The 14,259-nt window shown below is 44.6% G+C and carries 14 protein-coding genes; 13 read left to right on the top strand and 1 reads right to left on the bottom strand.

Annotated elements, in window-relative coordinates:
* The first annotated feature begins 31 nt into the window (after positions 1–31).
* The 9 genes from R7P35_RS14030 to R7P35_RS13990 all read left to right on the top strand — a co-directional run bounded on the left by R7P35_RS14030 (position 32) and on the right by R7P35_RS13990 (position 9,295).
* Entirely contained in the window at positions 32–208 is a 177-nt protein-coding gene (locus tag R7P35_RS14030) for a hypothetical protein (RefSeq protein ID WP_020480909.1), read from the top strand.
* 271 nt (positions 209–479) lie between these two features.
* Positions 480–1,076 (top strand): GTP cyclohydrolase II, encoded by a 597-nt coding sequence (locus R7P35_RS14025; RefSeq protein WP_025767283.1) that lies wholly within the window; start codon positions 480–482, stop codon positions 1,074–1,076.
* Between the two features lie 174 nt (positions 1,077–1,250).
* Positions 1,251–2,513 (top strand): imelysin family protein, encoded by a 1,263-nt coding sequence (locus tag R7P35_RS14020; protein WP_172563565.1) that lies wholly within the window; start codon positions 1,251–1,253, stop codon positions 2,511–2,513.
* Positions 2,514–2,605: 92 nt separating this feature from the next.
* The gene (locus tag R7P35_RS14015; RefSeq protein WP_213904848.1) at positions 2,606–3,988 is read left to right on the top strand and encodes a di-heme oxidoredictase family protein; all 1,383 of its coding nucleotides are present in this window, start codon (positions 2,606–2,608) and stop codon (positions 3,986–3,988) included.
* 10 nt (positions 3,989–3,998) lie between these two features.
* Complete coding sequence (locus R7P35_RS14010; protein ID WP_054574736.1) at positions 3,999–5,036, top strand: imelysin family protein; 1,038 nt, start codon at positions 3,999–4,001, stop codon at positions 5,034–5,036.
* Positions 5,017–6,099 (top strand): DUF1513 domain-containing protein, encoded by a 1,083-nt coding sequence (locus R7P35_RS14005; RefSeq protein WP_017820460.1) that lies wholly within the window; start codon positions 5,017–5,019, stop codon positions 6,097–6,099. The genes R7P35_RS14010 and R7P35_RS14005 overlap by 20 nt, the downstream gene beginning before the upstream one ends.
* Before the next feature lie 153 nt (positions 6,100–6,252).
* Positions 6,253–7,794, top strand: coding sequence for a L,D-transpeptidase family protein (locus R7P35_RS14000; RefSeq protein WP_005376852.1), 1,542 nt, complete (start codon positions 6,253–6,255; stop codon positions 7,792–7,794).
* A 166-nt stretch (positions 7,795–7,960) separates the two neighbouring features.
* The gene (locus tag R7P35_RS13995; RefSeq protein ID WP_031778936.1) at positions 7,961–8,509 is read left to right on the top strand and encodes a DUF882 domain-containing protein; all 549 of its coding nucleotides are present in this window, start codon (positions 7,961–7,963) and stop codon (positions 8,507–8,509) included.
* A 129-nt stretch (positions 8,510–8,638) separates the two neighbouring features.
* Positions 8,639–9,295: an MBL fold metallo-hydrolase gene (locus R7P35_RS13990; protein WP_005386824.1), complete on the top strand. Its 657-nt coding sequence runs from the start codon at positions 8,639–8,641 to the stop codon at positions 9,293–9,295.
* 18 nt (positions 9,296–9,313) lie between these two features.
* On the opposite strand, the gene R7P35_RS13985 is transcribed toward R7P35_RS13990, so the two are convergent.
* Positions 9,314–9,979: a DUF2982 domain-containing protein gene (locus tag R7P35_RS13985; protein ID WP_005386825.1), complete on the bottom strand. Its 666-nt coding sequence runs from the start codon at positions 9,977–9,979 to the stop codon at positions 9,314–9,316.
* Positions 9,980–10,252: 273 nt separating this feature from the next.
* Here R7P35_RS13985 and R7P35_RS13980 point away from each other — a divergent pair, with 273 nt between their 5' ends.
* From R7P35_RS13980 to R7P35_RS13965, 4 genes are all read left to right on the top strand, one after another.
* Entirely contained in the window at positions 10,253–10,657 is a 405-nt protein-coding gene (locus R7P35_RS13980; protein WP_005376863.1) for a hypothetical protein, read from the top strand.
* A gap of 413 nt (positions 10,658–11,070) precedes the next feature.
* A complete protein-coding gene (locus R7P35_RS13975) occupies positions 11,071–12,162 on the top strand; it encodes a TRAP transporter substrate-binding protein (RefSeq protein ID WP_017636112.1) in 1,092 nt (363 codons plus the stop codon).
* 115 nt (positions 12,163–12,277) lie between these two features.
* Positions 12,278–12,817 (top strand): TRAP transporter small permease subunit, encoded by a 540-nt coding sequence (locus tag R7P35_RS13970; RefSeq protein ID WP_053306570.1) that lies wholly within the window; start codon positions 12,278–12,280, stop codon positions 12,815–12,817.
* A gap of 12 nt (positions 12,818–12,829) precedes the next feature.
* Complete coding sequence (locus R7P35_RS13965; protein WP_005376871.1) at positions 12,830–14,116, top strand: TRAP transporter large permease; 1,287 nt, start codon at positions 12,830–12,832, stop codon at positions 14,114–14,116.
* The last annotated feature ends 143 nt before the right edge of the window (positions 14,117–14,259 follow it).

Raw genomic sequence — 14,259 nt, 5'->3', positions numbered from 1 at the left:
AAGTAATAAAAGAACGAAATAGGTGCACGCAGTGGATTCAGTTATATTACAACTTAAAAAAGACTTCTATTCGCAGATTCGTGCATTGCAATCACCGAACCTGCCTCAAGTTACTTCAACGCTCGCCGTGTTGACCGACGAGGAAATCCAAGAACTCGAAGCAGTTTGGATTGAACTCGCCGTTTGGAAGCGCAGTCAGACCCATTAAAAGATAGACCAAACGACCTTCTTGAAACCCCAGACAAAATTTGTCTGGGGTTTTTTATTGTAGTTTTTTTAAATTGTTATAATATAACAATTGTTCAGTTGGAGAGTGGTTCTCTTTTGCTGTCTTGAGTGGATAACTGCCCTCAATTGTGATCTCTATATTGCAAAATGCGGTATCAGTCCCCATAGTTGAAGAGCAACGAGTAAATCCCATGAATGCAATAACGAAAACGCATCAAGCGCATCAAGCAATAAATCGAGTGAGTATAGATATGGCGGAAGTACGTGCCAGAGTAGATTTTAAAGTCGGGGCAAAAAGTAACATTGATGCCGAAATTCTGTCTTTCCATGGTCTGAAGACAGACAAAGAGCATGTTGCTATTATCTTTAAACAAGCGGACCAAACTCAGGACATGCCTTTAGTTCGTATGCACTCTGAGTGTTTGACAGGCGATGTGTTCCACTCTTCACGCTGTGACTGTGGTGAGCAACTAGAAGAGACGATCAATCGCATGGGCGAGTCCGGTGGTATCATCCTGTATCTCCGTCAGGAAGGTCGTGGTATTGGTTTGTACAATAAGATCGATGCATACCGCTTACAAAGCCAGGGCATGAACACGTACGAAGCTAACAACCATTTGGGCTTTGATGATGACCTGCGTGATTTCACAGAAGCAGCACAAATGCTAGAAGCTTTAGGCGTGAATAAGATCCGCCTCGTGACGAACAACCCTAAGAAAATTCGTGAGTTATCTGAGTACGGAATTGAAATTGGCGAGGTTGTCAATACCTCTGCACATATCAAAGATGGCAACGAAAATTATCTGAAGGCAAAAGTCTCTCACGGAAAACATGACCTAAAGGTTTAATCCTAAAGATAAAACTGACAATAAAGCCTGTGAAAAACCTCATTTTTATGAGGTTTTTTTGTATCTGGAGTTGCAAATAAATTGTAAATTTGTATTATCTCGAGACTAAAGTGCAAATAAGAATAATTAGCACTACCAATACGATAATTGAAAAGCTCAACAAGGATGCTTCAGATGAATGCAAAAAAAGTTTTAGTCCAATCTATTGCTGCATCACTCCTCATTGCCTGTGGTTCTACCGTTGCTGCCACAGTAACTAAACAACAAGTAGTCGAACATTACGCGGACGTTGCCCATGCTGTGTTTGCTGATTCAGTAACAACAGCGAAGGCGCTTGACGTAAAAATCGACGAATTTCTAAAATCACCATCAGCGAAAAAGCTTGAAGAAGTAAAACAAGCTTGGCTAGATTCTCGCGTGCCTTACCAACAGTCTGAAGTTTTCCGTTTTGGTAACGCGATTGTTGATGATTGGGAAGGTCAGCTGAACGCATGGCCACTTGATGAAGGTCTGATTGACTACGTAGCAGCTGATTACCAATACGAATTGGGTAACGAAGGTGCGGCTGCCAACATCATCGCGAACACTAGCCTACAGATCGGTGCTTCTAAACTGGACGTTTCAAAAATTACGCCAGAATTACTAGCAGATTTAAACGAAGTAGGTGGTTCTGAGGCAAACGTTGCATCAGGTTACCACGCGATTGAATTCTTACTTTGGGGTCAAGACCTAAACGGTACTAACGCGGGTGCAGGTCAACGCGCTTACACTGATTTCGTTGTGGGTTCTGAGTGTACGAATGGCCATTGTGACCGTCGTGGTGAGTACCTAAAAGCGGCCGCTGATCTACTGGTTCAAGACCTTGAGTGGATGGAAAAGCAGTGGTCTGCTGAAGTGAAAGGCAACTACCGTGAAGAGCTACTAAACGAATCTGCTGACAATGGTCTACGCAAGATGCTATTCGGCATGGGCTCTCTTTCTCTAGGTGAGCTAGCGGGTGAGCGCATGAAGGTGGCACTAGAAGCGAACTCAACTGAAGACGAGCACGATTGTTTCTCAGACAACACGCACAACTCTCACTACTACAATGAGCAAGGCATCTACAACGTTTACACAGGCACATACAAAGGTGTAAACGGCAAAGAGCTATCTGGTCCAAGTATCGCTGACCTTGTTGCTCAAAAAGATAAGAAAGCCGCGACCGACATTCAAAAGCAGTTTGATACAACACGTAGCCAAGTTGGTGAGCTAGTGACTTCTGCAGAGAAGAACAACCAGCACTTTGACCAACTTATTGCAGCGGGTAACGCACAAGGCAACGCGCTAGTAAACGACACCATCATGTCGTTGGTAGCACAAACCGGTGCGATTGAGCGCGCGGCAAGCATTGTCGGCATCGACAGCCTAAGCCCTGATACTGCTGACCACGAGTTTTAATAAGAAAACCATAATAAATAAGGGCTCTTTGTGAGCCCTTTTGACGTTTGAGCTCGTTGTTATCACCCTTGTTGTCTATGTAGAGCAATGATATGAAGCCATACCTAATTTCTGCGCTAGCCGCGATCCTTTCTTCTTCTGCCATGGCTTATGATGTTAAGTCTGGTGGCAAAACCAGTGTTAAAAAAGACGGCGCGAATGCCTATTCTCTTCCTGCTGCTAACTTGCCAATGAGCAAACGCCTCGATTTTAGCGTTGGTAACAGCTTTTTCCGCAACCCTTGGGTACAAGCGCCAGCGTCAACAGACGCTCGTGATGGCTTAGGCCCGCTTTTTAACACCAATGGTTGTCAGAATTGTCACATCAAAGACGGTCGTGGTCATCCGCCAGAGAAAGATGATTTACATGCCGTGTCTATGTTAGTGCGCTTAAGCATTCCTGCGATGACGCCAGAACAAAAGAAAGCTTACATCAAAGATGGCGGCATACCTGAGCCGACTTATGGTGACCAGCTTCAAGATTTCGCCCTGCAAGATCAAACGCCAGAAGGCAAAATCGAAATCACTTACACCGATGTCCCAGTGAAATTTAAAGACGGTACGACGGTGACACTAAGAAAACCTCATTTGAACATTACCGAACTGGGTTACGGCGATATGCACCCAGATACCGAGTTCTCAGCACGCGTGGCACCGCCAATGATCGGCCTTGGTTTGTTAGAGAGTATTCCCGACGAAACGCTACTTGCTTGGGCTGATGAACAAGATGCCGACAAAGACGGTATCTCAGGCAAAGTAAATAAGGTGTGGGATATTGAGAAGGACGACTTCTCGATTGGTCGCTTTGGCTGGAAAGCAGGACAACCGACGCTAATGCAGCAAAATGCAGCAGCATTTAATGGTGATGTGGGTCTTACGAGCCATTTATTCCCAAATGAAAACTGTACCTCGAAACAAAGCATTTGTGACGACATGCCAAATGGCGGCAAACCTGAAGTGAGTGAAAATATTCTCGACTTCGTAGAGTTTTACAGCCAACACTTAGCCGTACCTATTCGCCGTAACGTCAATGATCCTAACGTGAAACTTGGTCAGCAAATCTTTGCTGCGTCTGGCTGTGAAAGCTGCCACAAGACCAGTGTTAAAACGGCGAAACGACCAGAGTTACCAGCGCTTTCTGAGCAGCTTATCCACCCATACACAGACATGCTTTTGCATGACATGGGTAAAGGCTTAGCCGATAACCGTCCGGAATACTTAGCAAACGGCCGTGAATGGCGAACGGCACCGCTATGGGGCATTGGTTATACCGAAGAAGTAAACGGACATACTTACTTTCTACATGATGGCCGCGCTCGTAACCTGATGGAAGCGGTGCTGTGGCACGGCGGCGAAGCGGAGACAGCGAAACAAAACGTCTTAGCACTGAACAAAAAAGAACGTGACGCATTGATTGCGTTTCTGAATTCTCTATAAGGAGGCAACCATGAAAAAAACACTATTAGTGAGTGCGATTGCCGCAACGTTAAGTTTGGTTGGTTGCCAATCGACTGTCGGTTCGAGCTCAACCAAGCCTGAGAGTACAAGTCATATTTCTCAAAGCGTGTACGAGGTTGAGTTTCAATCAGCTCAGACGTTTTTAGCGCAAACCACAGAACTTGAACAACGCTTCGCAGATTACTGCGCATCAGAGTCGAAAGATGATGCACAAGTAAAACAGCAATGGCATCAAACTATGCTTGCGTGGATGGCATTACAAGGTCAAGAACGTGGCCCTGCTACGGCGTTGGAGCAAAGCTGGAATGTTCAGTTTTGGCCAGATAAAAAGAACACCACTGGTCGTAAAATGTCTGTACTGACGAAATCTGATCAAGCTTGGAGTGCAGAAGATATCTCCACCCAAAGTGTCACCGTGCAAGGTTTAGGTGCATTGGAATGGCTGCTTTACGATAAAGCGTCGACCTTATCTAGCAACAGCAATACCTGTGCGACAGGCGTTTCGATTGCAGAAAACCTCGATAACAAAGCGCAGATCATTGCGGATTCTTGGGCAGAGAACCCTTGGAAATCGCTAGAGATGACGGAATGGGAGTCTGAGTACATTTCACTGCTCTCGAATCAGCTTGAATACAGCATGAAGAAGTTGAGCCGACCGCTAGCGAAGATTGGCAAGCCTCGCCCGTATTTCTCAGAATCGTGGCGTTCAGAGACCTCGCTTTCAAACTTAAAAGCCAACCTTCAAGGGATGGAAGCGTTGTACTTTGCTAACGGGAATGGTCTAGATGCGCTACTAAGAGAGCAAGGCCATGAAGATCTCGCAGACCGTGTTGTTCATCAGTTTGAAATGGCGTTAGAAACTTGGCCAGAAGATAAGAGCTTGTTTGCTGCACTACAAACAAAAGAAGGCTATCGCATGGTGCTCGCTCAGTACAATAAGCTAGAGCAATTGAAGTACCTGATTCACGAAGAAGTGGCGATCGAGCTTGGCGTGGTTATAGGATTTAATGCAACCGATGGTGACTGATCAAACCCGCCGAAACTTACTGAAAGCCGCTCTATTCGGGGCGGCTACACCTATGATGCCATTTGGTTGTGCTTCAACAAGCTCACGTGAGCCTGCGTTGATCGGCTGCTCTATCATTGGCCGAGATAAATATGCAGCGGTGGTAGCGGATGAGCATGGTATGCCGCTATCTTCATTGCCGATTCCTGAGCGTGGTCACGGTGTAGCAACCAACCAACAAGGCCACGCCGTAGTTTTTGGTCGTCGACCAGGTACTTTCTTCATGGTATTTGATTATCGCTCAGGGCAGATGATCAAACTGCAACTAGCAAAGCCAAATCGCCATTTCTATGGGCATGGCGTTTACTCCCATGACGGCACATTGCTATTTGCCACAGAAGGGGAGAGGGGGACAAGTCGCGGGATCATTGGTGTTTATGATGTGCAGAAGCAATATCAAAAAATCGATGAGTTAACAGGTTTTGGCCTTGGCCCGCATGAAGTGATCATGATGCCTGACGGCGCACTAGCGATTGGCGTCGGTGGCGTACACACCAACGGCCGTGAACCACTGAACCTTGAAACGATGAAACCGAGCTTAAGTTATCTTTCACAAGATGGTGCGTTGCTGGATCAGGTTTCTTTACCGGATCACAAGTTGAGTATTCGCCACTTAGCCCATGATGGTGCGGAAACCGTGCTTTGTGGGCAGCAATATCGTGGTGAGCCGGATGAGTATCCAGCCTTGATCGCCATGCACACGCGTGGTGGTGAAATGCAAGATCTTCAAGCTGAGCCTGAAGAGTGGGCGCGTTTCAATCACTACGTTGCGAGTATTGCAGCAACCGATGAATGGATCTTAGCCACTTCGCCTCCGGGCAGTTGTTATGGTATATGGTCTAAATCTACGGGCAAATTGGTCGAGCTAAGTGCGTTACCAGATGCCTCCGGTGTTGTGGTCTATGGCGATGAGTTCCGAGTCAGCTCTGGGGCGGGAAAAGTGGTAGAGCAAAGGCCTGAAGAGTCAAAAAGTACCTTCGCAAGCGGAGTGCAATGGGACAACCATTGGTCGAGAATTATCTAGAAAGATCATTGAGTAATTACTTATAGAGAGTTTTGTTGTCGTTTTCGGCATCAGATTCTTAATTTTAAACCTGCAAGCTGTGAGATATTTGCCATACTTTTTATTATGGCAAGTAGCGCAAGGATCATTTCAGTGTTTGCTAGGGTTTTAATCATGACGGCACTTCTGGTGCCGTTTTGCAGCTTTTCCACCGTCGTTTCTCTCGAAGCTTCAGCGCAAGTCGAGCAAGAGGGAGCGGTACAAAAGCTGTCTGTAGAAAAAATGATCCATTATCCAGAGGTGATTGATCAACTGTATCAAAGCACCAATTACCGTTTGAACTGGGAAAATGAAAGTGATATTGAGCAGTTTCTTTTTCAAGTAAACCTGGTTGCACTTGCGGATGTCACCGATGAATTCGAAAATCAACTTCACCGGATAAACCAAGTAAGGTGGCAGGGAGATAATCTCGACTTCGATTTAGTGATGACAGATTCACTCTTGATGTACCTTAGTTATCTTGAGCAACTCCCCGAAGAAGGGATTAATTGGCTATTTACAGACAAAGCCCATGTTACGTTACCCGCTCCTAGCATCGATACTTTATCGGTTCTGAGTAATGAGATTACGGTTGGCAAACTTGGTCAGTTTTTGGCAAGTCTCCGGTCTCCATTACAAACAGATGATGCTTTCTACTCCGCCTATTCTTCGCTATCGGAACATTCTCAGTACCAATATCCTGCCTATCAACAAACTGGGCTAGCACGTGTTGGCGATATATTAGAAAACAGACCCCTATTGATTGAGCGAATGGAGATCGTAGGCGTAGATGTTTCTTACTTGGATTTAGTCACTGAAGAATATGACGAACAATTAGAGCTTGCGATAAAAGAGTTCCAGCGTATTCATGGTTTGAAAGAAGATGGCGTTATCGGCCCGAATACCATTCGGTGGATCAACTTTTCTCCTCAAGAGCGATTGCATCTGCTGGCGTTGAATTCTGAGCGTTCAAGAATTTGGTCGAAAGAAAGGGATAATGTTGTCTTTGTTAACGTGCCTGGATACGAAGTCACGTATTGGCATGATGGTCAACCCTTGTTTGAGTCTAAAGTTGTGGTAGGGAGAGCATCAAGAAAAACACCCATCATGTCGGTGGCATTGGATTCAGTTATTCTCAACCCAACTTGGAACGTGCCTTGGACTATCATGGTTAAAGACATTATTCCTAAAGTAAAACGTAATCCGATGTATTTGATTAACCATAACATTCAAATCATTCGGTCTTGGACTTCGAACGAAATTATTGACCCTACAACCATCAATTGGGCAACGGTGAATCCGAGAACATTTCCTTATCGTATGCGACAGGCGTCGGGCTTACAAAATGCACTGGGATTGTACAAGTTCAATATGCCTAACCCACAAGCTATTTATTTGCATGACACGCCAAGTAAGAACTTGTTTGAACAGGACAGACGCGCATTCAGCTCAGGATGTGTTCGTGTAGAACATGCAGACCAGTTAGCAGAACTTCTGTTCAAAACTCAGGGGCTGGAAGAACGTTTAGCGAAAAAGCGAGAAAGTTCTCGTCGGTCTAACACGTCAGTTCCTTTGGGAGAGCGCATTCAAGTACACATCATTTATCAAACAGCATGGTTGGAAGAGGGAACGCTTTACTACCGTGATGATATCTATAAGTACGATCACCGCAGTTGAAATCTTTAAGGAAAATTTACAAAACGAAGAATTCTCTTTTCGTTCAATAATTAATCAATAATTACTGCATCTGAAAATCAAGATGGAGCATTTTATGCATTTGACGTGACAAATGTGTTTGGTTAATGTCCACGACTTGTCTAGTTGTTGAGCACTGTATTTTGAAATGGTAAGTCGTAACTTTTCCCGCCGAGATTTCCTTAAAATGACCGCTGGTGGTGTGGTGTTGGCGTCTGCCCTGCCATCATTTTCTTGGGCTTCACTCCCTGACGAGCCACGTGCGCTGGCGATGAACAACCTTAATACTGGAGAGATCCTCGAAACATGCTATTTCGATGGAAAACGATACATTAATGATGAACTGCAAAGGCTGAATGAGTTTTGTCGAGACCATCGACGAAATGAGGTTCATCCCATGGATAGACGCTTGTTCGATCAAATAAGTCAAATTCAAAAGTTAATTGGTACAGAAGCAGAGGTGATCGTCATTTCAGGTTACCGTTCTCCTGCCACTAACGCCTCGCTGCGCAACGGGTCTTCTCGTGTAGCGAAAAAGAGCATGCACATGGAAGGAAAGGCCATTGATTTCCGTTTAGACGGCGTGAAGCTTTCAACGGTTCGTGATGCTGCATTAAGCCTAAAAGCCGGTGGCGTGGGTTATTATCCAGGCAGTAACTTTGTTCATATCGATACGGGTGCTGTTCGTTCCTGGTAGTGCCAGTTGAGACAAGGTTTCTAGTCTCAGAACGTCGTCGATTACCCACAGTTCAAAGCTTGAAGTCGCTAGGCCTTAGTGTCATAGTTGCGGCAGTTTTCACGCAAATTTATTCGGTATAGGTTATCTATGGCTCTGAAATACCAAGTTGTTCCAGTAACATCTTTCTCTCAAAACTGTTCTATTGTCTGGTGTGACGAAACCATGAAAGGCATTGTGGTTGACCCAGGCGGCGATGAAAAGCAGCTCGCTATGCTTATCAAAGAGCTGGGTGTTGACGTGGTAAACCTAGTGCTAACACACGGTCACTTGGACCACGTAGGTGGCACGGAGCCGCTGTCTGCACTGCTTGGCGGTACAGAGATTGTTGGTCCTCACAAGGCAGATAACTTCTGGTTGCAAGGTTTGGAAGGTCAGAGCCAAATGTTTGGTTTCCCACTGACAGAAGCGTTTGAACCGCACCAATGGCTAAGTGAGGGTGACACTGTCACTTTCGGTAATCAAGTGCTGAACGTATTCCACACACCTGGTCATACACCTGGTCACGTTGTGCTTTACAGTGAAGAAGCGCGTTTAGCGTTTGTGGGTGACGTTTTGTTTAACGGTAGCATTGGTCGAACTGACTTCCCACAAGGTGATTTCAATACGTTGATTAGTTCTATCAAAGAGAAATTGTGGCCTTTAGGCAGTGATGTCACGTTTGTCCCTGGTCACGGCCCTCAATCGACTTTCGGTCATGAGCGTAAAACTAACCCGTTCGTTGCTGACGAGATGCCGCTTTACTAAAAGTGCGTGTACTAAGCATTATTCTGGCTCGGCGGCAGCTAAGTATCGCCGAGTCAGTCCCACAAAATCCTCAGCCTCACGATCTAGATCACTTGCTGATATAAATAGATCGTAGCCATAAAAGCCTCTCTGATACTTCATCCGGTTGGCGAGCATCGCTAACAAACCTTTGTACTCAATCCCATCTCTGTTTATATACGGTTTAGGGTCAAGCACTATATCCTCAAACTTATCTTCACACTGATTTTGTTTCGCGCCTAAGTAAAGCAGTGCTCGCTGGCTGAGGAGAATTTCTGTCGCTATACGAGGGCAGATTGAATTTAAGTAGGGTGAGTAGTGTTTTAGACGAATACCGATCCAAGGTAGCGGTTGGTGCCACCCTTCCTGTTGGTAGCTACAAATACCGATTGACTCAATATTTCGCCATCGGACGACCCAACCTCCTTTAAAAAGGTGTTGCTGAAAGTGAGAAGCTGTCAGCGTAAAAGTGACTTGGCTTTTCTTAATCATCAAGATGGCGAAACCAACGATTGCAGACATCAAAATGACCGACAACATGGCTTGCTTCCATCCCGGAGAAATGGCAACCAAAAACAAAGTGATGAGTGCAACGAGCAACAAAAGTATTCTGTTGATAGGGGAGTCGGGTTTGAAATGTGAATTTGTTAGGTGCAGCGTTTCCATGCTTATAACCTCATCGAATACTTGTCCAAAAATAAGTGGGTAGCTTTATGTGCATTGATTTGCATTTAAAATAAAACAAACCTCTGTTTTTATACCCAGTATTCAATAAATCCGTTCATAAAATATCTGATTAAATAGTAGACGTTCTATGCTTTGAGCGCATTTTTCATCGCGTTTCGCCGCTAAAACCTACAAATTGCTTGTGAATTTTGGTATAAAACGCGCTTCAAATTTTCATCCCTGCTGAGATGCAGTGAACTGGAGAAATATTCAATGAGACTTGCTCATAAGCGTAAAGTGCAGATGAAACTGCAAAAACGCATTAAAGCGACAGTAGCAAACTTAGCTGCAGCACCTAAAGCAGTGAAGCCTGTTGCGGAAAAAGCAGTAGCACCTTCTGTTGCTGAAAAAGCTGTTGCGGAGAAAGTAGTAGCTGATAAAAAAGTAGCTGCAGTGAAAACAGTTGATGTTGCCCTTACTCCTAAGCAACAACAAGTATTAGACATCGTTATGGCGAATGCTGAAGGTATTAACCCTAAAGGCATCGGTCTAGCTGCAGGTCAAGAAGATACTAAAGCGGCATCATGGGCTACTGGCGCACTAAAGAAGCTTCTTGAAGAAAACCTAGTTCAAAAAGAGCAGTTAGCAGGTAACAAAGTTATCTACAAAGCAGTTTAATTACCGCTACCGTTCTAGATTGAATACCTCGGCCGATGCCGAGGTATTTTTTATCTTGGTATTGGAAATAATGCATTAAGTACTGACTTTAACACTGCCAATAAGTGGTTTGTCACATTTTCTTAAATACTATGTAAATTTTTTGGCAGAAAAATACGTACGTATTGTCTTTTATTTTTATTTATAGATAAAAATATAATTTATTGATTTTGCTATTAACAGTCTTTTGTCATGACGGTTGTCCTACGTACTTGTACGTAATACCTTAGGCTAATGCCTTATTGATGAATTACTCGCTTCCGTGTTCATGCCCATTTCGCATTAGACAACATTGTTACATCTTTTATACCGAATACAGCCAATCCTAATGAAATGGATGACAACAATAACCTTGGTGATAAAGGACGTGAACGATGAGTCTAATCCAAAAATCTTTAAAACGAGTGCTCAAAACAACCGCTGTCGCTGCCGCGATGGCACTCGCAGCGACTTCTGTAAACGCTGCTGAAAAAGTCTATCGTTTAAAGCTTGCTGAAACTTGGGGGCCTAATTTCCCAATTTTTGGTGATACCACAAAAAACATGGCCAAAATGGCGGAAGAGATGTCCAACGGACGTTTGCAAATCCGCATTGATTCCGCAAACAAGCATAAAGCGCCTTTTGGGGTGTTTGATATGGTTAAGTCGGGTCAGTATGACATGGGTCACTCAGCGTCTTATTACTGGAAGGGTAAGGTTCCAAACACACTTTACTTCACTTCTATGCCCTTCGGTATGTTGCCAACTGAGCAGTATGCATGGTTTTACTACGGCGGTGGTATGGAGCTGATGGAAAAAGTGTACTCTCCACATAACTTGATGTCTTTCCCTGGCGGTAATACCGATACTCAGATGGGCGGGTGGTTCCAAAAAGAGATCAAGTCCGTCGAGGACTTACAGGGTTTGAAAATGCGTATCCCAGGGTTTGCTGGTGAGATTTTGGCTGAGTTAGGTGCCAAGCCAACGAATATCGCCCCTGGTGAGCTATATACTTCTCTAGAGCGTCGCACAATTGATGCCTTGGAATGGGTTGGTCCATCGCTGGATCTACGTATGGGCTTCCACAAAATCGCGCCTTACTACTACACAGGTTGGCATGAGCCAGCGACTGAGCTTCAGTTCCTCGTTAACAAGCGTACCTGGAATCGTCTACCTGATGACCTAAAAGCGATTTTGCAAGTAGCCATGAAAACGGCCGCTTACGATATGTACACGCAATCGAAACACGAAAGTGGCAAAAACTGGGCATCTATTAAGTCTGAATACCCAAATGTTGAAGTAAAAGATTTCCCACCTGAAGTAGTAGCTGCGTTGCGAGAAGCAAACGATCGTTTGTTGAAAGAACATGCAGAAAAAGATGCTTTGGCGAAAGAGATTCAAGAGTCGCAAGCGAACTATATGAATCAAGTTCGACCATGGTCAGATATTTCGCACCGAGCGTACTTAAACAGTCAAGCTCAACAATAACGTTATGAAGCAGGCGATGCCGAGAGGTTTAGCCTGCTATCGAAGCCCAAGAAAACTTCATAATGAATGCTCCGCACCATAGCGGAGCGCATCTAAACGTTCCACGGAGTTCGGAATGAGAAGTCTTATTTATATTGAGCGATTATTTAACCGCTTTAGCGATTTCCTCGGATGGTTATCCAGCATCCTGTTTATTTTGTTGTTAGCAAACGTTGTGTACGACGTTGTCATGCGTTACGTGTTTAATGATGTGTCTATCGCATTCCAAGAAATGGAATGGCATCTATTCTCTGCCGTGTTCTTGCTTGGTGTGCCTTACGCAATTAAGTCCGGTGGCCATGTTCGCGTCGACATTTTTTATGAACGCTTATCTTACAAAGCACAATCCATCATCGACATCATAGGCACACTATTTTTCTTATTCCCTTTTTGCCTACTGGTAGCTTGGTTTGGTGTTGATTTCGCTAAGGAAAGTTACGCGTTAGGCGAGACGTCTGGTGACCCAGGTGGCTTACCATATCGTTGGATTATCAAAGCGATGATTCCGCTGTCATTTTTCTTTATGGCGGTGAGTGGTATTGGATTGTTACTTCATTCAATCAACAAAATTGTCAACCCTCATCTCATCTATGCCGGTAATAACGGTAAGTCGTAAAAGGAAGTCATTATGATCGGTATAGTGATGTTTTTTGTTGCGCTCTTTGCGCTTCTATTGGGATTTCCCGTTGCCTTTACTTTTGGTGGTATCGCGCTGATTTTTGGTGTTTGGGCTGAAGGCATCGAGATGTTTGCTTTTATGCCATATCGAATTCAGTCCATTATGGAAAATACGGTGCTAATGGCCGTACCGCTGTTCGTTTTTATGGGGCTAGTGCTACAGAAAACGAAGCTTGCTGAACAGCTACTAGAATCAATGGGGCGTTTGTTCGGTGGCGTTCGCGGTGGTATCGCTATTTCTACCGTGTTAGTTGGCGCATTGCTTGCGGCTTCAACGGGTGTGGTAGGCGCATCAGTTGTTGCGATGGGCTTAATATCTCTTCCTGTGATGCTCAAGTACAATTACGACAAAGGTTTAGCGTGTGGGACTATTTGTGCGTCTGGCACGTTGGGCCAAATTATCCCACCTTCTATCGTGTTGATCTTGTTGGGTGATGTACTTGGCGTACCGGTAGGGGACCTATTTCAAGCTGCGATCTGGCCCGGTATTACACTTGTTGGCGCCTATGTGATCTATATTCTCATCTACGCGAAGTTGAACCCTCAAGCCGCACAGGCGATAGAGCGCGATGAGTCGATCAGTCGTAAACAAGAAGTGCTCACCGCACTGAAAGCTGTATTGCCACCTTTAGCATTGATCATCGTGGTATTGGGCTCCATCTTTGCAGGGATTGCAACACCAACAGAGTCAGCGGCACTGGGCGGTGCAGGTGCGATAATTTTATCACTATTGTATAAACAGTTTAGTTGGTCGATGATTTATGATGCATCAAAAGAGACAGTTAAAGTAACCGCAATGGTCTTTGCGATCTTACTTGGTGCGACCGCCTTTTCAATGGCATTTACCTACACTGGTGGTGATTATTTAGTTGAAGAGTGGATGTTAGAACTGCCGGGTGAAAAGTGGGGATTCCTTATTATTACCATGGTGGTGATTCTGATTTTAGGTTTCTTTATCGACTTCGTTGAAATCTGTTTTATCATCGTGCCAATTATTGCGCCAGTCGCTGAATTGATGGGCATTAATATGACGTGGTTTGCGATTCTTATTGCGATGAACTTACAGACGTCGTTCCTCACACCGCCATTTGGCTTTAGTTTGTTCTATCTAAAAGGTGTCGCTCCAGCAGGGGTTACTACGCGAGATATCTACAAAGGTGTGATGCCATTCATCGCGATTCAGATTGTTGTGTTGGCGTCTTTGCTGTTTTTCCCAGGTTTTTACGGTATGAGTTAATCACTCGATAATAAAGAGATTTTGTGAACTGAGAGTTTTTACCTTTTGAGACAAGTTGTTAAGCTGTTAATTATGTCTATGCAGACACAATCGATTCGTTTGTACTGCTAAGATAGTAAGCTGTAAAGGCAGCGTTTCATGGA

The organism is Vibrio sp. Vb0304 (genome assembly GCF_033338995.1).
GTDB classification, from domain to species: Bacteria; Pseudomonadota; Gammaproteobacteria; order Enterobacterales; family Vibrionaceae; genus Vibrio; species Vibrio alginolyticus.
This window is presented reverse-complemented; position numbering and strand designations above follow the sequence as displayed.

Excerpts from the sequence above, each read along its gene's own strand:
- R7P35_RS13990 (WP_005386824.1), top strand. The coding sequence starts at position 8,639 with ATGGCTCTGAAATACCAAGTTGTTCCAGTAACATCTTTCTCTCAAAAC.
- R7P35_RS13980 (WP_005376863.1), top strand. The coding sequence starts at position 10,253 with ATGAGACTTGCTCATAAGCGTAAAGTGCAGATGAAACTGCAAAAACGC.
- R7P35_RS14025 (WP_025767283.1), top strand. The coding sequence starts at position 480 with ATGGCGGAAGTACGTGCCAGAGTAGATTTTAAAGTCGGGGCAAAAAGT.
- R7P35_RS13985 (WP_005386825.1), bottom strand. The coding sequence starts at position 9,979 with ATGGAAACGCTGCACCTAACAAATTCACATTTCAAACCCGACTCCCCT.
- R7P35_RS14000 (WP_005376852.1), top strand. The coding sequence starts at position 6,253 with ATGACGGCACTTCTGGTGCCGTTTTGCAGCTTTTCCACCGTCGTTTCT.
- R7P35_RS14010 (WP_054574736.1), top strand. The coding sequence starts at position 3,999 with ATGAAAAAAACACTATTAGTGAGTGCGATTGCCGCAACGTTAAGTTTG.
- R7P35_RS13970 (WP_053306570.1), top strand. The coding sequence starts at position 12,278 with ATGAGAAGTCTTATTTATATTGAGCGATTATTTAACCGCTTTAGCGAT.
- R7P35_RS14005 (WP_017820460.1), top strand. The coding sequence starts at position 5,017 with ATGCAACCGATGGTGACTGATCAAACCCGCCGAAACTTACTGAAAGCC.
- R7P35_RS14020 (WP_172563565.1), top strand. The coding sequence starts at position 1,251 with ATGAATGCAAAAAAAGTTTTAGTCCAATCTATTGCTGCATCACTCCTC.
- R7P35_RS13975 (WP_017636112.1), top strand. The coding sequence starts at position 11,071 with ATGAGTCTAATCCAAAAATCTTTAAAACGAGTGCTCAAAACAACCGCT.
- R7P35_RS14015 (WP_213904848.1), top strand. The coding sequence starts at position 2,606 with ATGAAGCCATACCTAATTTCTGCGCTAGCCGCGATCCTTTCTTCTTCT.
- R7P35_RS13965 (WP_005376871.1), top strand. The coding sequence starts at position 12,830 with ATGATCGGTATAGTGATGTTTTTTGTTGCGCTCTTTGCGCTTCTATTG.
- R7P35_RS13995 (WP_031778936.1), top strand. The coding sequence starts at position 7,961 with ATGGTAAGTCGTAACTTTTCCCGCCGAGATTTCCTTAAAATGACCGCT.